The 17,344-nt window shown below is 71.1% G+C and carries 15 protein-coding genes and 3 pseudogenes; 5 read left to right on the top strand and 13 right to left on the bottom strand.

Annotation, left to right across the window (positions count from 1 at the left end; translation table 11 throughout):
* Positions 1 to 328: 328 nt before the first annotated feature.
* From cbiE to ACGF2V_RS10165, 5 genes are all read right to left on the bottom strand, one after another.
* On the bottom strand, positions 329 to 1,558 hold the full coding sequence (gene cbiE / locus ACGF2V_RS10185; RefSeq protein ID WP_362704979.1) for a precorrin-6y C5,15-methyltransferase (decarboxylating) subunit CbiE: 1,230 nt from the start codon (positions 1,556 to 1,558) through the stop codon (positions 329 to 331).
* Between the two features lie 103 nt (positions 1,559 to 1,661).
* Positions 1,662 to 2,339, bottom strand: coding sequence for a GNAT family N-acetyltransferase (locus tag ACGF2V_RS10180; RefSeq protein WP_362704981.1), 678 nt, complete (start codon positions 2,337 to 2,339; stop codon positions 1,662 to 1,664).
* Between the two features lie 115 nt (positions 2,340 to 2,454).
* A complete protein-coding gene (locus ACGF2V_RS10175; protein WP_362704984.1) occupies positions 2,455 to 3,315 on the bottom strand; it encodes a MetQ/NlpA family ABC transporter substrate-binding protein in 861 nt (286 codons plus the stop codon).
* A gap of 102 nt (positions 3,316 to 3,417) precedes the next feature.
* Entirely contained in the window at positions 3,418 to 4,089 is a 672-nt protein-coding gene (locus ACGF2V_RS10170) for a methionine ABC transporter permease (protein ID WP_362626002.1), read from the bottom strand.
* A complete protein-coding gene (locus ACGF2V_RS10165) occupies positions 4,086 to 5,159 on the bottom strand; it encodes an ATP-binding cassette domain-containing protein (protein ID WP_362704988.1) in 1,074 nt (357 codons plus the stop codon). The genes ACGF2V_RS10170 and ACGF2V_RS10165 overlap by 4 nt, the downstream gene beginning before the upstream one ends.
* A gap of 586 nt (positions 5,160 to 5,745) precedes the next feature.
* Here ACGF2V_RS10165 and ACGF2V_RS10160 point away from each other — a divergent pair.
* Both ACGF2V_RS10160 and ACGF2V_RS10155 read left to right on the top strand, forming a co-directional pair.
* Entirely contained in the window at positions 5,746 to 6,105 is a 360-nt protein-coding gene (locus ACGF2V_RS10160; protein WP_362626009.1) for a hypothetical protein, read from the top strand.
* A gap of 25 nt (positions 6,106 to 6,130) precedes the next feature.
* Complete coding sequence (locus tag ACGF2V_RS10155) at positions 6,131 to 6,568, top strand: hypothetical protein (RefSeq protein ID WP_362626012.1); 438 nt, start codon at positions 6,131 to 6,133, stop codon at positions 6,566 to 6,568.
* A gap of 207 nt (positions 6,569 to 6,775) precedes the next feature.
* Here ACGF2V_RS10155 and ACGF2V_RS10150 read toward each other — a convergent pair whose 3' ends face one another.
* The 3 genes and pseudogenes from ACGF2V_RS10150 to ACGF2V_RS10140 form a co-directional block, all read right to left on the bottom strand.
* On the bottom strand, positions 6,776 to 7,279 hold the full coding sequence (locus tag ACGF2V_RS10150; RefSeq protein WP_362626034.1) for a GNAT family N-acetyltransferase: 504 nt from the start codon (positions 7,277 to 7,279) through the stop codon (positions 6,776 to 6,778).
* A gap of 48 nt (positions 7,280 to 7,327) precedes the next feature.
* Positions 7,328 to 7,882 (bottom strand): annotated as a pseudogene (locus ACGF2V_RS10145) (sigma-70 family RNA polymerase sigma factor); the annotation flags it as partial.
* A gap of 110 nt (positions 7,883 to 7,992) precedes the next feature.
* On the bottom strand, positions 7,993 to 9,183 hold the full coding sequence (locus ACGF2V_RS10140; RefSeq protein ID WP_362704990.1) for a glycerophosphodiester phosphodiesterase: 1,191 nt from the start codon (positions 9,181 to 9,183) through the stop codon (positions 7,993 to 7,995).
* Between the two features lie 234 nt (positions 9,184 to 9,417).
* Between ACGF2V_RS10140 and ACGF2V_RS10135 the strand changes: the two genes are divergently transcribed.
* Entirely contained in the window at positions 9,418 to 10,089 is a 672-nt protein-coding gene (locus ACGF2V_RS10135; RefSeq protein WP_362626017.1) for a lysophospholipid acyltransferase family protein, read from the top strand.
* Positions 10,090 to 10,202: 113 nt separating this feature from the next.
* On the opposite strand, the gene ACGF2V_RS10130 is transcribed toward ACGF2V_RS10135, so the two are convergent.
* Both ACGF2V_RS10130 and ACGF2V_RS10125 read right to left on the bottom strand, forming a co-directional pair.
* Positions 10,203 to 11,747 (bottom strand): MFS transporter, encoded by a 1,545-nt coding sequence (locus ACGF2V_RS10130; RefSeq protein WP_362626019.1) that lies wholly within the window; start codon positions 11,745 to 11,747, stop codon positions 10,203 to 10,205.
* Positions 11,744 to 12,295 (bottom strand): helix-turn-helix domain-containing protein, encoded by a 552-nt coding sequence (locus ACGF2V_RS10125; protein ID WP_362704993.1) that lies wholly within the window; start codon positions 12,293 to 12,295, stop codon positions 11,744 to 11,746. The genes ACGF2V_RS10130 and ACGF2V_RS10125 overlap by 4 nt, the downstream gene beginning before the upstream one ends.
* A gap of 156 nt (positions 12,296 to 12,451) precedes the next feature.
* Here ACGF2V_RS10125 and ACGF2V_RS10120 point away from each other — a divergent pair.
* Positions 12,452 to 12,969: pseudogene (locus tag ACGF2V_RS10120) on the top strand (hypothetical protein).
* Between the two features lie 112 nt (positions 12,970 to 13,081).
* Here the strand turns inward: ACGF2V_RS10120 and ACGF2V_RS10115 are convergent.
* The 3 genes from ACGF2V_RS10115 to ACGF2V_RS10105 all read right to left on the bottom strand — a co-directional run bounded on the left by ACGF2V_RS10115 (position 13,082) and on the right by ACGF2V_RS10105 (position 16,886).
* Positions 13,082 to 14,053, bottom strand: a complete 972-nt coding sequence (locus tag ACGF2V_RS10115; RefSeq protein ID WP_362704997.1) for an aldo/keto reductase — start codon at positions 14,051 to 14,053, stop codon at positions 13,082 to 13,084.
* A 113-nt stretch (positions 14,054 to 14,166) separates the two neighbouring features.
* Positions 14,167 to 15,603 carry an argininosuccinate lyase gene (gene argH / locus ACGF2V_RS10110; protein ID WP_362705000.1) on the bottom strand — a complete coding sequence of 479 codons (1,437 nt, stop codon included), beginning with the start codon at positions 15,601 to 15,603 and terminating at the stop codon, positions 14,167 to 14,169.
* Between the two features lie 89 nt (positions 15,604 to 15,692).
* Positions 15,693 to 16,886, bottom strand: coding sequence for an argininosuccinate synthase (locus ACGF2V_RS10105; RefSeq protein WP_362705003.1), 1,194 nt, complete (start codon positions 16,884 to 16,886; stop codon positions 15,693 to 15,695).
* Between the two features lie 296 nt (positions 16,887 to 17,182).
* Between ACGF2V_RS10105 and ACGF2V_RS10100 the strand changes: the two are divergent.
* Positions 17,183 to 17,341, top strand: a pseudogene (locus ACGF2V_RS10100) (pyridoxamine 5'-phosphate oxidase family protein); the annotation flags it as partial.
* Between the last annotated feature and the right edge of the window lie 3 nt (positions 17,342 to 17,344).

Raw genomic sequence — 17,344 nt, 5'->3', positions numbered from 1 at the left:
CCCTCGCCCATCGTCAGTGCTTGTTCGGCCCTTCGCCCGGGACGCCCGACCACGCCGCGCCGACGCTCGTCAACGAGAACGAGCGGGCGCGCCGCGCGGCACGAGAGAGTCGCGGACATACCGCATTCTCCCGGCCGTTCGCCCACAGCGGCAGCTCATTTCGCCACGGCCCGCTGTGGACTGCGCCACGTCGCGCGTCCCCCGGTTCTGCCGTACCACAACGGGGACCAAAACGGTCCCCTTTTCCGGACATTGACGAACGAAGCGACGAACGCCCAGCCGCGGTGCAACGATCGGCCAGCCTACCTCGCGCCCGGCGCCGGCCTGGTCAGGGGGCGAGGTCCGAACGGACCGCGGAGAGCAGGAAGACGACCGAGCGTTCGCGCTCCGACCAGGCGGCCGTGTCGAGTTCGACGGACTGGAGGAGCGAGCACCGGACGGCGTATCCGTGGCCGGTGAGCGCCGCGCCGAGCGCCTCGGCCTCGTCGCGGTTCGACGCGTGGGTCACGATGCGCTCCGGCCGCCGTTCGGTGACGGCGGTGACGACGGCGGCGCCGCCTCCCCCGATCCGTACGACGTCCGGCTCCGGCAGCCGCTCCAGCACCTGCGGTGCCCGGCCCTCGACGATCTGGACCTGGACCCCGAACGCGCGGGCGGCGGCCACCGTCCGGGCGCAGGCCGCCGGGTCGCTGTCGACCGCGAGCACGGCCGCCCCGAAGCGCGCGGCCTCCACGGCCAGGGCCCCGCCGCCGGAGCCGATGTCCCACAGCAGGTCCCCGGTACGGGGGCCCAGCAGGGCCAGTTGGGCGGCGCGCAGTCCTGGCGACTCACCCTCGCCGCCCGCCCCCCGGGGATCGGCCGGGTACGCGTCGGAGGGCAGCGCCCAGCCGCGTACGCCGCGCGGCCCGCCGGGGTCGTGGCCGGCGATCCAGCCTGCGGCGGCCTGCGGTTCGAAGCCGCCGCCGATGACGACCACCACGTTGGGGTCGCGCCAGACGTGGTCGGCGGCGCGCTCCGAGGTGACGACGCTGACCTGTTCGCGCGCGGTGCCGAGTTCCTCGCAGACGACGAAGGTGCGGTGGACTCCTTCGAGGAGCAGGGCGAGTTCGGCGGGGCCCGCGCCGGGCGAGGTGAGGACGGCGACCTTGTGGTGGGCGCGGCAGACGTTGACGGCGCGGCGCAGGGTGCGGGGGTGGGCGACGACGATCCGGGCGTCCTCCCACGGCATTGCGGCGCGGGCGAACGCGGAGGCGACGGACGACACGGCGGGCACCACTTCCACCTCGAGTCCGTACACGGGCGCGCGGAGGTTGCGCACGACTCCGAAGAAACCGGGGTCGCCGTCGGCGAGGACGACGGCGCTGCCGCGGTGTCCGGCGATGCGGCGGGCGGCCAGGTCGATGGAGCCCAGGCGGATGCGTTCGGCGTGCGCGGGGACTTCGGGGAGGGCGAGGTGGTGGGCGGCTCCGGCGACGAGCGTGGCGGCCGAGAGGGCGGCCGTGGCCGCTCCGGTCAGGGGCGACCCGTCCCAGCCGATCACGGTGACCCGATCGGCCATCTGTCGTCATTCTCCTGGAGTTGTCGCAGGTCGAAAGTGCGCGAAGGTGTGCGAGGGGGCAGGGGGAGCGTACCCGGTGCAAACCCGCGGCCCGGGGGAAGGGTCAGTTCCAGTCGCCGCGGGCTCCGTAGCCGCCCGCGTCGGCGAGTTGTTCGGCGACGCCTTCGAGATCCTCGGGGAGCAGGCCCCACACGATCAGGTCGGTCCTGATGTCGGTCCAGCTCCCGTCCTCCGTCCGGGCGCGGGCTATACGGGCGTTGCGCAGGACGCCCTCGCTGATGGAGCCGACTTTCTGGGCGACCTGCTGGGCGGCGGTGTCTCCCGCGGGGGTGCGCAGTTCCATGCGTTCGAAGCCCTGGTCGCGAAAGAGCCACTGGGAGAGCGCGAGGACGGCTTCGGTGGCATATCCCTCGCCGCGCGCCCAGGGGGCGGTGATGTACGTGGCCTCGGTGGCGAGGGTGCGCCAGTCGGTGCGGTGCAGGCGGACCGAGCCGACGAGCCGCTGGGTGAGGAACTCGGTGACGGCGAGGACGATGCCGTCACCGGTGGTGCGCTGCGCGGGGGCGATCCGGCGCACCCAGCGTTCGGCGTCGACCCGGCCGAAGGGGTGGGGGGCGTCGATCCAGGCGGTGATCAGCTCGTCGTTCATCATCTCGATGTACGCGGGAACGTCCACCATGTCGAACGGGCGCAGCACCAACCGATCCGTGCTGATGGAGATGTCCGGGAAGGTGGAAGTCATGCGCCGCTCCATGCCGAAGACCGTGTAAAGGCACAGCATGGCGCATCGGGTCCCTGTCGCGCATGGTCGGGTCGCTACGACGGAGCCCCGCGCGTCCCGTGGGCCGGGGTGCGCGGGGCTCGTCCGGCCGGTGCGGCGGCCGGGTGCACGAGGATCAGGAGGAGGCGCCGAAGGCGGGGACGACCGAGCCCTGGTAGGTGTCCTCGATGAACTTCTTGACCTCGTCGGAGTGCAGGAGCTTCACGAGCTTCTCGACGCGGGGGTCCTTCTCGTCGCCCTTCTTCACGGCGATGATGTTGGCGTACGGGTTGCCGTCGGCCTTCTCCAGTGCCAGGGAGTCCTTGGAGGGCTTCAGCTTCGCCTCGATGGCGTAGTTGCCGTTGATGACGGCGGCGTCGACGTCGTCGAGGGCGCGGGGCACGGTCGCGGCCTCCAGCTCCTTGAACTCCAGGCCCTTCTTGTCGGTGATGTCGCTCAGCGCGGCGTCGGTGCCGACGCCCGGCTTGAGGGTGATCAGACCGTTCTCGGCGAGGAGGTGGAGGGCGCGGCCCTCGTTGGTGGTGTCGTTGGGCACCGCGATGGTCTGACCGGACTTGGTCGCGTCGAGGGACTTGACCTTCTTGGAGTAGAGGCCGAGGGGCTCCAGGTGGACGGTGCCGACGGAGACCAGGTGGGTGCCGTTCTTCTTGTTGAAGTCGTCGAGGTAGGGCTGGTGCTGGAAGAAGTTGGCGTCGACCTGGCCGTTCTCGGTGGCGGTGTTCGGCAGGACGTAGTCGGTGAACTCCTTGACCTCCAGCTCGAGGCCCTCCTTCTGCGCCAGGTTCTTCTCGACGAAGTCCAGGATGTCGGCGTGCGGAGTCGGGGAGGCGGCGACGACGAGCGCCTTTGAGGTGTCGGCCTTGGCACCGCCGTCGCCCTTGGCGGCGGGGTCGGAGTCCGTGCCGCAGGCGCTGAGGCCGAGGGCCAGGGCGGCGGTGGCTGCGGCAGCTGCGGTGATCTTGATGTTCTTGCGCACGAAAAGTGCCTCTTTCGGTGTGAGGTGATGCGCCCGGACAAGGAGTTCGGGCTTGAGCGGAACGAAGGTCTCGGGTGGAGGTGCCGCGGCGGGCGGTGCCTCTCAGGTGGTGGCGTGTCCGCGCCGGGCCAGCAGCCGTACCGCCAGGTCGCCGATCAGCTGGATCACGGTCACGATGACGACGAGCAGCGCGACGGTGATGAGCATGAACTGGTTGTCGAAGCGCTGGTACCCGTAGGTGACGGCCTTGGAGCCGAGCCCTTCGCCACCGACCGCGCCGGCCATCGCGGAGTAGCCGATCAGCACGATGACGGTGGTGGTGACGCCCGACACGAGCGAGGGCAGCGCCTGCGGCAGCAGTACCTTGCGCACGATCGTCGGGATGGATCCCCCCATCGACTGGACGGCCTCGACGAGCCCGTGGTCGACCTCCCGGACGGCGGTCTCGACGAGCCGCGCGAAGAACGGGATGGCGCCGATGGCGAGCGGCACGATCATCGCGGTGGGGCCGATGAAGGTGCCGACGACCCAGGTGGTGAAGGGGATCAGGGCGATCAGCAGGATGATGAACGGCAGTGAGCGGCCGATATTGACGATCACGCCGACGACCTTGTTCACCGGGGTGTTCTGGAGCAGTCCGCCCTTGTCGGTCAGGACGAGCAGGATGCCCAGCGGCAGTCCGACGAGGACAGTGACGACGGTGGACCAGAGCACCATGTAGAGGGTGTCGACGGTCCCCTGGACCAGCAGCGGCTGCATGTCCGACCAGGTCACTTCGCCACCTCCTTGGTGAGCGGTGCGGGGGTCTGTGCAGGAATGTCCTCGGTGGTTCCCTCGGCGCCGTCGGTGACGACCTCTGCCTGGAGGCCCTGTTCGCGCAGGAAGCCGATCGGGACGACGTTCTCGTCGAAGCCGCCGGGCAGTTCGATGCGCATCCGGCCGATCTGCTTGCCTGCGACGGTGTCCATCGCGGCGCCCAGGATCGAGATGTCGATGTTGTACGTGCGCGAGAGCTGGGAGATGACCGGCTGGGTGGCGGCCTCGCCGTGGAAGGTGACGTCGACGACCGTGCGGCCGGGGCCGGAGGGCGTGCCGCCGACGGGGAACAGTTCACGGGCCAGCTCGGAGCCGGGAGTGGCGAGCAGTTCGCAGACGGTTCCGGACTCGACGACGCGCCCCTTGCGCATCAGCGCGGCGGAGTCGCAGACCGTCTTGACGACGTCCATCTCGTGGGTGATGAGCAGTACGGTCAGGCCGAGCTGCTGGTTGAGGTCGCGCAGCAACTGGAGGATGGAGCGGGTGGTCTCGGGGTCGAGCGCGGACGTGGCCTCGTCGGAGAGCAGCACCTTGGGGTCCCCGGCCAGGGCGCGGGCGATGCCGACGCGCTGCTTCTGGCCGCCGGAGAGCTGGCCGGGGTAAGCCTTGGCCTTGTCGGCGAGACCGACCAGGCCGAGGAGTTCGAGGGCCTTGCGGGAGCGGTCCCTGGCGCCGACGCCGAGGATCTCCAGCGGCAGTTCGACGTTGGCCTGGACGGTGCGGGAGGCCAGCAGGTTGAAGTGCTGGAAGACCATGCCGATGCGGCTGCGTGCCTCGCGCAGTTCCTTCCCGGCCCGCCGTCCCCGGCCGGCGAGGGCGGTGAGGTCCTGCCCGGCCACGGTCACGGTGCCGGACGTGGGGCGTTCCAGGAGGTTGACGCAGCGGATGAGGGACGACTTTCCGGCGCCGCTCTGCCCGATGACGCCGTACACCTCGCCCTCGCGGACGTGCAGGTCGACGCCGTCCAGGGCGGTGACCTCGCGGCCGCGCGCCTGATAGACCTTCGTGAGGCCCGTAGTGGTGATCACAGGGTTTCCGTCACTGTCGAGTGCGCGGCGCGGTGTCCGCCGGGCACGGGGCATTCGTCTGATGAGACCTGTTTCGGACGTTCCGAGCGGGGCCGGGCACGGCTGCGGGGCGGGTGGTGGCCGGGCAGCAGTGCGCGGAAGGGCTCGTTCCGCTGGGTGCGGACGGCGCGGGCTCGGTCTCGCTTCGGGGCGCGAGGATCGGGCGGGGGCCCTCAGAAGGTGCGCATTCGACACATACAACGAGCACCGGGCGTCGTGATCGCCTCGGTCGCAAGGGTGCGGCTGCTCGTCGTGGTCATGCCCCAAGTAAAACAGACGTCACGTTCTGTCCAACCTGCCCGTCCGGATGACGGACAGCCGTGGACACCCTCGCGAGCCTGCTCCCGTGACCACCTCGATTCCCGCTTTCGAGGCTTTGACCTGCACAGATACGGTCGGGTAAGCGTGGTCGGCTCCGCAGGGGCCGGACCCGCGGCAAGCGGGCGCTGTGGTCAAGGCCACGGTCGCGGCGAGCGCCGCCGCTCCGGTCCGCGCCTCCGGCGGGGGCGCACGCGGGGCGTCTCCTCCCCCGTAATACCCTCGCTTCATGCTTGACGCCCTGACGGTCGCGGTCGCCGTGTCCGCGCTCGCCCTCGCCGCCTGGTGCGGACTGGCCGCCTACCGGGACCAGCCGACCAAGGACTGGCACTTCATCGGGATGGCCGTGGTCCTGCTGCTGGCGCTGGCCCAACTGGTGGTGGGCATCGTGCGGCTGGCCCGCGGCGAACGGCCGGAGCAGGGTACGGCGATCTTCGTCGCCTATCTGGCCGGGGCCTTCCTCGCCGTGCCCGCGGCCGGTTTCCTGTCGCTCGGCGAGCGGACCCGGTGGGGTTCGGTGACGGTGTCGGCGGGAGCGGTCGTGCTGGCCGTGCTCGAAGTGCGGCTCTACGACATCTGGGGAAACTGACCGTGGACATGTGGGGAAACCGACCGTGACCGACATCGACCGCACCCCCGCGACAGACACCGGCGAGAAGCAGCCCTTCGAACTCGGCTCCGGTCCCGGCCGGGTTCTGCTCTGGTTCTACGGGGTCTTCACCGTCGCGGCGGCCTCCCGTTCGATCGTGCAGATGATCCTGGACTTCGACAGGGCGCCGCTCGCCTATGTGCTCTCGGCCCTCGCCGCCGCCGTCTACGGGTTCATCACGTACTCGCTGGCGCGGGGCGGCGAGAGAGCGCGCAGGTCGGCGCTGGTGTGCTGCGCCGCCGAACTGCTGGGCGTGCTGGTCGTCGGGACATGGACGATGGTGGCACCCTCGGCGTTCCCGGACGCCACCGTCTGGTCCGACTTCGGCATGGGCTATCTGTTCATTCCGGTGATCCTGCCGGTCACCGGAATCATCTGGCTGCGCCGCGCGAAGACCGCGTGAACGCGGGGTGCGTGCCGGGCGGAACCGGTGCGCACCGCCTCGGCCCCGCCGCACCGCGCACCGTGTCCGGTGTTCCGACCGGAGAGGCCCACCGGCTCGCGACCGGCACGGCGCCTCTCCTCACTGCCGCACCACCCGGGTACACCGGGTGCACAGGTGGTGCTGCGCCTTGCAACGCACCGCACCCGGGCGCATCGTCCCCGTGCTCTACGCGCTGGCCACGTACGCGGGCGCGGTCGCGTCCTTCTCCAGCAGGACCATCCGGACGCCGTCCCGGCCGGTCTCGTTGCCCACGGCGGCATACCCCGCACGCTGGTACAGCCGGAGGTTGTTCTCGCTGCGATGCCCGGTGCACAGCCGGAAGCGGGTGGCCGACCGCTCGTCGACGAGTCCCGATTCGGCCGCCCGCAGCAGCCGGGCACCGAGACCGTGGCCCTGGAGCCGCGGGTGGACGCAGAGCCTGCCGATCCGCCCGGTGCCGTCCTCGTCGGTGAAGCCGCGGACCGAACCGACGACCTCGTCCCCCAGCCGCGCCACGAACACCAGCTGCGTGGCGATCTCGGCACGTACCGAGTCGAGCGTCTGGACGAGCGGATCGATGCGGTAGTTGCCGTACAGCTCCGCCTCGCCCTGGAAGCAGAGGTACTGAAGTTTCAGGATCTCTTCGGCGTCCTGTGCCGTCGCCGCCGAGATGATCACACTCATGCCCATGTGCGCATGCCTCCGCCCACCTGATCCACCGGTTGTCTCACGCTCCCTTCCCCCGGGTCCGGGAGCGACAACCTCCGCCGCGAGCATTCTGCGCAGACATCCAAGGCATCGGGAACGCATCGGGCCCAAACTCCCCTGTGACATACCCAACTTCCCTGCGATTTCCCGGTAGGTCGGGTCATCGGGGGCGAGCATCGCATCCAGCAGCCGGGCGCACCGGCCGGGCAGCCGCCCGATCGCGGCGCGCAGCGCCCGGCGCTCCTCGGCGCCCAGGACGGTCCGTTCGGGGCCTTCGGACGGATCCGCCGAAGCCGCGTCGCGGTAGGGGTGTTCGCGCCGGGCGGCCCGCCGGGCCCGGCGGGCCTCGGCCCGCACGGTGTCGCGCACCCAACGGCCGGTGTCGGCCGGTGGCCGGTCCCGCGCGAGCCGTTCCAGCAGCCGCAGCCAGACGGCCTGTTCGAGGTCCGCGGGTTCGATCGCGGCCCCGGTCGCGGAGGCGGTGGCCTCCGCCGCCGCCTCCGCGTTCACCAGCGGACGCAGGGCGTGGACGACGGCCGAGGGGGTGGCGGTGTTCCCCGCGGGAGCGGGATCGAGAAGGGTCATGCCTCTACCAACTCCCCCGTCCCTGCGGCAGGTCGCCCGGTCCGGCGGTCACCACCCGACCGGGGCATTTCCCGGCCGGGTGGTGACGAGATCCCGCGTGCGGGCCGTCGTCACCTCGCGGTGAACTCCGCCGCGGCGAGAAGGGCGGTGTCCGGGTTGTCGGAGAAGATTCCGTCAATCCCCGTCGCGAAGTACGCCCGGAACGCGCCGAACGCGTCACCGTACGCGGCGGGGTCCGCGCCGTGCCGGAAGTCGGCGGGCAGGAAGGTGTTCTCGTTGCGCAGGGTGTACGGGTGGAGGACCAGGCCCCGGGCGTGGGCGTCCCGCACCAGGGTGGTCGGCTCGGTGAGCCGCCCGGAGGCGTCCTTGGGGATGATCAGTTCCAGGGTGGGCCCGATGCCCCGGGCGTAGGAGGCGATCCACTTCAGCCCCTCGGGCTTCACCAGGTCGGCGACGGTGCGCGGATCGCCCGAGGTGACGAAGTCCCAGGGCCGCTCGGCCGCCCCGGAGAGCAGGACGACGCCCGGCGTGGCGACGAGCCGGGAGAGCCGCTGGATGCTGCTGGGCTCGAAGGACTGGAGGATGAGCGGCGAGTTGCGGCGGTGGCGGTCGTAACGGCGGAGCAGTCTGGCGAGGGGCTCTTCGAGGCCGAGGCCCAGACCTCGGAAGTAGGTGGGGTGCTTGGTCTCGACGTACAGCCAGACCGGCTTTCCGCGTCGACGGCCCTCGCGGTCGGCCCAGCGCAGGACCTCCTCGAAGGTGGGGACCTCCCAACGGCCGTCGTAGAGCGTGTTCTTCTGGCGGGTGCCGGGGATGCGCTCCTTGGCCCGCAGCGTCTTGAGTTCGGCGAGGGTGAAGTCCTCGGTGAACCAGCCGGTGAGGGAGACGCCGTCGACCTTCTTGGTGGTCCTGCGGCTCGCGAACTCGGGGTGTGCGGCGACATCGGTGGTGGCGGTGATGTCGTTCTCGTGACGGCAGACGAGATGGCCGTCCTTGGTCGGCACCAGGTCCTGCTCGATCACGTGCGCCCCCATGTCGAGCGCGAGCTGGTAGGAGCCCAGGGTGTGCTCGGGCCGGTAGCCGCTGGCGCCCCGGTGTCCGATGACGGTGGGCACCGGCAGGTCGAGGCGGAAGCCGGGTCCGGCGCCCGGCCGGCCCGTCCGTGCGGCGGCGTCGCCGCCGGTCCTGTCGGCGGCGTCGGCCGGACCGCCGGCCAGCCCGAGGGCGGCCGTGCCCAGTGCGGCGGCGCCCGCCCCCAGCATCGCTCTGCGACCCGGACCTGCCTGCGCGCGCTCTGTCATGAATGCTCCTCGCGTGTGATGTCTCGCACCTGTCGGACGCGGCCCGAGCGTAGGCAGTCGTACCGTCGAGGGAGCGGCAGCCGGACGAACTTGGCGCAAACACGTGTCAACACCCGGTATCCGTTGGATGAACCCGACGTGCGATCGGCGGGAACCCGCGAGTATCGTCCTCACCTGCATGGACCGTCACGATCCCGCGCCCCGGCCGGCCCGGCCGCTACACCGGAGGAACCGTTGTCCCGACTCGCGCTCATCAAGGCAGTGCTCGGACCGTTTTTGCGCCTGATGTTCCGCCCTCAGGTGGAGGGCGCGGAAAACATCCCCGGGGACGGTCCGGTGATTCTCGCGGGCAACCACCTGACGTTCATCGACTCCATGATCATGCCGCTCTGCTGCGACCGGCCGGTGTTCTACATCGGCAAGGACGAGTACGTGAAGGGCAAGGGGCTCAAAGGCCGCGCGATGGCCTGGTTCTTCACGGGCTGCGGCATGATCCCGGTGGACCGGGACGGCGGCCGGGGCGGCGTCGCGGCGCTCATGACGGGCCGTCGGGTGCTGGAGGAGGGCAAGGCGTTCGCGATCTACCCGGAGGGCACCCGCTCCCCCGACGGCCGCCTCTACCGGGGCCGTACGGGCATCGCGCGGCTGACGCTGATGACGGGCGCGCCCGTGGTGCCGTTCGCGATGATCGGCACGGACAAGCTCCAGCCCACCGGTTCCGGTCTGCCGCGTCCCGGGAAGGTGACGGTCCGTTTCGGCGAGCCGATGGAGTTCTCGCGCTACGAGGGCATGGACCGGGACCGCTATGTGCTGCGGGCGGTGACCGACTCCGTGATGGCCGAGGTGATGCGGCTGTCCGGTCAGGAGTACGTCGACATGTACGCAACGAAGGCCAAGGCCGCGTGAGCTGAGCACAGCGGATCGAAGGGGGCCGTACCCGGTGTGGATACGGCCCCCTTTCGTGTGCCGTCGCGCCGACACGGCCGGGACTTGTGCTGCGCGGCCGGGACGGGGCGCGGCTACTCCTGCACGACGCCCTCCGCCAGTTTCTGGCCGCGCAGCAGGAACCAGGCCGCGACGGCCGTCGCCAGCAAAACCGCCGCGCCCGCGCCGGCCGCGAGCCGCAGCCCCTCGACGAAGGCTTCCTGCGCCGCGACGACCAGCGCGTCGGCCTGCGGCGCCGGAAGGCCCTGGGCCGCTTCGACGGCCCCGCCCAGTGAGTCGTGGGCGGCGGCCGCGACGGCCTCCGGGACGCCCTGCGGGGTGACGAAGTCCTGGTAGACGCCGGTGACGACGGAGCCGAGCAGGGCGATCCCGAGGGCAGCGCCGAGTTCGTACGCCGTCTCGGAGACCGCACCCGCGGCGCCCGCCTGCTCCTTCGGGACGCTGGAGAGGATCACGTCCGCGGTGACCGTGAACGCGAACCCGGCGCCGACGCCGACGACCAGCAGCAGGGCTCCGATCAGCGGGTAGCCGGTCTCCTTGTGGATCGCGGTGACCGCGGCGAGCGCCAGCCCGATCGCCCCGAGACCACCGGACACAACCGCCCGCACCGAGTAATGGCGGGCCACCCGCCCGGCGATCAGACCCGCGACGACGGCGCCCACGGTCGCGGGCAGTTCGGCGAGCCCCGCCTCCAGCGGCCTGCGGTCCTGCACCAGTTGCAGGAACTGGGAGAGGAAGAAGACCAGCCCGGACAGGCCGAGGATGGTCAGGAGGTCCGCGAGGACCGCGGCGGAGAAGCCCCGGTGGTGGAAGAGCCGCATGTCCAGCAGGGGTGCGGGGAGCGTGAGCTGTCTGCGTACGAACCAGCCGAGCGCGGCCAGGCCGCCGAGACCGGCGACGACGGCCCCCCAGCCCACCCCGCGCGCGGCCATCTCCTTGACGGCGTACACGACGCCGATCATGCCGAGGAACGACAGCGCCACACTGCCCAGGTCCCAGGGGCCCGGTGCCGGATTCTTCGATTCCGGGATCATCCTGAGGCCGACCAGGACCAGGACGGCCATGACGGGCAGGTTGATCAGGAAGACCGAGCCCCACCAGAAGTGCTCCAGGAGGAACCCGCCGACGACGGGACCGACGGCCGCACCCGCCGAGGCCATGGCCCCCCAGATACCGATGGCGAGACTGCGCTCGCGCGGATCGTGGAAGAGATTGCGGATCAGGGCGAGCGTGGACGGCATCAAAGTGGCGCCCGCGACACCGAGCAGGGCCCTGGCCGCGATCATCATCTCGGGGGTGCTCGCGTACGCGTTGAGCACGGAGACCGCGCCGAACGCGGTGGCCCCGACCAGCAGCAGCCTCTTGCGGCCGATGCGGTCGCCGAGGCTCCCCATGGAGACCAGGAGACCGGCGATGACGAAGGAGTAGACGTCGCCGATCCAGAGCAGCTGGGTGCCGGACGGCTTGAGGTCCTCGGTGAGGAACGGGGTGGCGAGGCCGAGGACGGTGGCGTCGACGGCCACGAGGAGCACCGCGAGGACGAGGACGGTCAGGGCGATCCACCGCCCCGCTCGGCGCTGTTCCTGAGGGGCTTGTGCGCGCTGGTCGAGGGTGCTCATCGCCCCACGCTCCGGCACGCGCCGCCGAGCAGCAACTCGACGATCATGTACTGGAAGTCCTGCGCGGCGATCCGGCCCGCCTGCACGGCCCAGGCTCCGGTGGAGAAGAGTCCGTAGAGGGACTCGGTCAGCCATGCCGGGGTGAGGTCGATCCGGAATTCGCCCCGCTCCTGGCCGCGCCGGAAGAAGGCGGCGACCCGGGCGTCCAGCCGGTTCCAGCCCTCGTTCACCTCGTCGCCCTCGAAGAGCTGATTCTCCGTGACGAGGAAGGACAGCAGCCCGGCACTCGGCTCGACGGCCGCGACCAGCCGTCGCAACGCCTCCTCGGAGGAGCCCTCGTCGAGCGCGGCGGCGTCGAGCGCGGCTTCGAATTCCCGGATGCCCAGGTCTTCCAACGCCCTGACCAGAGCCTCCCGTCCCGCGAAGTGCCGGTGCAGGGTGGCGCGCCCGATGCCCGCGGCCCGGGCGACCTCTTCCATGGTGGCGGTCGATTTGCGGGTCAGCAGGGCGGCGGCGCTGCGCAGCACCTGTTCACGATCGAGACTCATGAGACAACAATAGCCCAATTGAGGCACGATTGTCTCATCAGGGTCGTTCGCCCGGCCGAAGGAGATCGTCGCCTCGGGCGGAGGGGAGACTCGTGCGGACGGCAGCCCCCGTCCCGAACGGGAGCCCCGTACGGAGCGGGAGAGGACCATGTCGGTATGAAGCCGCTGCTGCTGATCGACATCGACGGCCCGCTCAATACGCGGCACTCATGAACCGACGTGTCCCGGACGGCTACACGCGGCATGGGATGCGGCCGACCGGCTGGGAGTTCGGACCGCCGCTGCCCGTCCTGCTCAACCCGGAGCACGGCCGGGCGCTGCTCGGCCTCGCCGGGCGCTACGAGCTGGTCTGGGCGACGACCTGGATGGACGAGGCCAACGAGTGGATCGGGCCGCGGCTCGGGCTGCCCCCGCTGCCCTGCATCGACTGGCCGTCGATGCCCGTCGACGCGCCGGAGGGCACGTACTGGAAGACGCCGTACGTCGTGGCGTACGCGGTCGGCCGACCGTTCGCGTGGATCGACGACGAGATCACCGAGCGGGACCGGGAGTGGGTCCGCGGGCAGGGGGCGGCGGCGCTGCTGCTGTGGATCGACCCGCGGACGGGACTGCTGCCGAGCGATGTCGAGACGCTCGCCGCATGGGCGGACGGGTACCGGGACGACGCCCGTTGAGCCGCCCGCGGGTACCGGTTCGCCGGGCCGACGGGGGCGCCGGGGCGAACGGGGACGCCAGGCCGGCCGGGCGCACGGCTCGGCCGGGCCGCCGCCGCTCACGCGTCCCGGATCAGCTCCACGGCAGCGCGGCCCGGTTCCGCCAGTACGCCTCGGGTTCCTCCACGAGTGCGCCGAGCCGGGAGCGCCGCTCCTCGTCCAGGTCGACGACGGGCGCGTGCAGGTTCCCGGCGAGCTGGTCGACGGTCGCCGCGCCCGAGAGCACCACGCCGGCCCACGGCTGGTACAGGACGAACGCCAGCGCGACCGCATCGGCCCCCACCCCTGCGTCGGCCGCGATCTCCCGGATCATCGCGGGGGCCTCCGTTCCGGCGAGCCGCCCGTTCGCCATGCCTTCCTTGACGATGACGGTGAGTCCGGCGTCGTGCGCCTCGGCGAGCGCCGCGCCGGCCGATGTCTCCAGGGCGTTGTAGGTGGCCTGGACGGTACGGAAGAGCGGCTCGCCGTCGAACGTGACGCCGAGCGCGGCCCGGATGGCGTCGGCCTGACGGGGGCCGCTGGTGGAGAGGCCGACGGTGACCCCCTCCGCGGCGAGCCCGGCGAGCCGCGCGTGCAGGTCCCGGTCGGCGAGGGCCGGGCTGTCGACCGTGACCGAGTGGATCTGGTAGAGGTCGAGCCGGTCGCCGAGCAGGGCGCCGGTCTCGGCACGCTGGCGCAGGAACGTGGCGAGGCCGTGGTCCTTCACCTCGTGCGCCTCGGCCTCGATCTTCCAGTCGGCGGTGTAGGTGTAGCCCCACTTGCTGCCGACGACGACGTCGTCCGCCTCCGGGTGCGCCTTCAGCCAGTCGGCGAGGAACTCCTCCGAACGGCCGTACGAGCGAGCGACGTCGACATAACGGACGCCCTGCGCGTAGGCGGCGTCCAGCAGTTCGTGGGTGCGCTCGCGCAGCGCCTCGACGCCGCGGTCACCGGGCAGGTCGTGGTCGCGGTGGAGGTTGATGTAGCCGGGCCTGCCGACCGCCGCCAGGCCGAGCCCGATGTGGGCGGTCGGCGTCGTCGCTGTGGCCAGCCGTGCGAAGGGCATCGTGGGCTCCTCGTCGTTCGGGTGCGCTCTCCCGACTCAACGTAACCCGGCCCGGCAGAAGGGGAGGGCGGGAGCGCGCGTGCGCTCCCGCCCTCCGGTTCCCGGCCTCGTCGTCAGTTCTTCTTCGCGGCGGCCCACTCCCGCTGAACCGCGAGGTCGGCCTTCACCTCGGCGAGCTGGACGGCCACCGCCGACGGGGCGGTGCCGCCCCGCCCGCTGCGGGACGCGAGCGCACCGGGCACGTTCAGGACCGTGCGGACCTCGGGGGTCAGATGTCGGGAGATCTTCGCGAACTGCTCGTCGGTCAGTTGGTCGAGCTCGATGCCCCGCCCCTCGCACTCCTTCACGCACGCGCCCGCGACCTCGTGCGCGACGCGGAACGGCACCCCCTGCTTGACCAGCCACTCGGCGACGTCGGTGGCGAGCGAGAACCCGGCCGGGGCCAGCTCCTCCATGCGCTCGCGGTTGACGGTGAGGGTGGCCATCATCCCGGTGAACGCCGGGAGCAGGACCTCCAGCTGGTCGCAGGAGTCGAAGACCGGCTCCTTGTCCTCCTGGAGGTCCCGGTTGTACGCCAGCGGGAGGGCCTTCAGGGTGGCCATCAGGCCCGTCAGATTGCCGATGAGGCGGCCCGACTTGCCGCGCGCCAGCTCGGCGATGTCCGGGTTCTTCTTCTGCGGCATGATCGAGGAGCCGGTGGAGAAGGCGTCGTGCAGGGTGACGAAGGAGAACTCCTTCGTGTTCCAGATGATGACCTCCTCCGCGATCCGGGAGAGGTTCACGCCGATCATCGCGGTGATGAACGCGAACTCGGCGACGAAGTCGCGGGAGGCCGTGCCGTCGATCGAGTTGCCGACGGACCCGTGCTCGAAGCCCAGCTCGGCGGCGACCGCCTCCGGGTCCAGGCCCAGGGACGAACCGGCCAGGGCGCCGGAGCCGTACGGGGAGACGGCCGTCCGCTCGTCCCACTGACGCAGCCGCTCGGCGTCCCGCGACAGGGCATGCGCGTGCGCCAGCACGTGGTGCGCGAAGAGCACCGGCTGGGCGTGCTGGAGGTGCGTACGGCCGGGCATCGCGACGTCCGGGTGGGCCTCGGCGAGGCCGACCAGCGCGCCCTGGAGCTCGGCGATCAGCCCGCCGATGATCCGGGCGTGGTCGCGCAGGTACATCCGCAAGAGCGTGGCGATCTGGTCGTTCCGGGACCGGCCTGCGCGCAGCTTGCCGCCCAGTTCCGGACCGAGGCGTTCCAGCAGACCGCGCTCCAGCGCGGTGTGGACGTCCTCGTCGGCGACGGTGCCGGTGAACGAACCGTCCGCCACATCGGATTCGAGCCGGTCGAGCCCGGCGATCATGCGCTCCAGCTCGTCGCCGGTGAGCAGGCCCGCCTTGTTCAGCACGCGTGCGTGGGCGCGGGAGCCCGCGATGTCGTACGGCGCGAGCCGCCAGTCGAAGTGGACGGAGGCGGACAGCTTGGCCAGGGCCTCGGCGGGACCGTCGGCGAAGCGGGCGCCCCAGAGGCGTACGTCGCCGTTGCTGTTGCCGTTGTTCACTGCGTGCTCCTCGGAAGAACAAGGGGGTGGATGTGCGACCGCCTCCCCGCACGGAGGGTCCGGGGAGGCGGTGACGTAACGGGAGAGGGTCAGGTCAGGTCACGCTTGGCGGCGATCTTCGACGAGAGGCCGAAGATCTCGATGAAACCCTGCGCCTTGGACTGGTCGAAGGTGTCGCCGGTGTCGTAGGTGGCGAGGTTGAAGTCGTACAGCGACTGCTCGGACCTCCGGCCGGTGACGACGGCGCGGCCCGCGTGCATGGTCATCCGGATGTCGCCGGTGACGTGCTGGTTGGCCTCCTCGATGAAGCCGTCCAGGGCGCGCTTGAGAGGCGAGAACCACAGGCCGTCGTAGACCAGCTCGCCCCAGCGCTGCTCCACCTGCCGCTTGCAGCGGGCCAGCTCGCGCTCGACGGTGACGTTCTCCAGTTCCTGGTGGGCGGTGATCAGCGCGATCGCGCCCGGGGCCTCGTACACCTCGCGGGACTTGATGCCGACGAGACGGTCCTCGACCATGTCGATCCGGCCGATTCCCTGGGCACCGGCCCGCTCGTTGAGCTGCTGGATGGCCTGGAGGACGGTGACGGGCTTGCCGTCGATGGCGACCGGGACGCCCTCCTTGAAGGAGATGACGACCTCGTCGGCCTCGCGCGGGACGGCCGGGTTCTGGGTGTACTCGTAGATGTCCTCGATCGGCGCGTTCCAGATGTCCTCCAGGAAGCCCGTCTCGACGGCGCGCCCGAAGACGTTCTGGTCGATGGAGTACGGGGACTTCTTGGTGGTCGCGATCGGGAGGTTCTTCTCCTCGCAGAAGGCGATCGCCTTGTCGCGGGTCATCGCGTAGTCGCGGACCGGGGCGATGCACTTCAGGTCGGGGCCGAGCGCGGCGATGCCGGCCTCGAAGCGGACCTGGTCGTTGCCCTTGCCCGTGCAGCCGTGGGCGACGATGCCCGCGCCGTGCTTCTCGGCGGCGGCGACGAGGTGCTTGACGATGGCCGGCCGGGACAGGGCCGAGACCAGCGGGTAGCGGTCCATGTAGAGAGCGTTGGCCTTGATCGCCGGGAGGCAGTACTCCTCGGCGAACTCGTCCTTCGCGTCCGCGACCTCGGCCTCGACGGCACCGCAGGCGAGCGCGCGCTTGCGGATGACGTCCAGGTCCTCGCCGCCCTGGCCGACGTCCACGGCAACGGCGATGACCTCGGCGCCCGTCTCCTCGGCGATCCAGCCGATGGCGACGGAGGTGTCCAGGCCGCCCGAGTAGGCGAGTACGACGCGCTCGGTCACGGGTTTCTCCTTACGGTGCAATCACTGATGGGTATAACTATGCAGTGCTCCGTATGTTTTGTCAAAAGTGCAGGTGAGCGGCGCGTCACGGACCCCCGGGAAGACGCGGCCCGGTCCGCTCTCGGCCGCCGCGGCGGAGCGGACCGCCGCCCCGCGCCCCGTGCGCGCCGGGCCGCACGCCCGCCCCGCGTGTCCCGCGCAGCGAAACACCCCTTTCCCGGCAGGGGTCCGCGACGACAATGACCGCCACGGGAAGAACGTACGAACGGATCGACGGACGGCTCAGGACCTTCATCGAGGAGGACCGGCCGCTGCACGCCCGGCGCTTCGCCCGCGAGGACGACGCGTCGCTCAGCACGTACGTCGAGAAGAAGGAGCACGTGGCGACGAGTATCGACGGGCTGCCGGGGCTGCCGCTCCCGCTGCCGGCGATGCCGGGGGCGGAACGGGACTGAACC

This window comes from Streptomyces sp. NPDC047982 (assembly GCF_043204165.1).
GTDB lineage: Bacteria > Actinomycetota > Actinomycetes > Streptomycetales > Streptomycetaceae > Streptomyces.
This window is presented reverse-complemented; position numbering and strand designations above follow the sequence as displayed.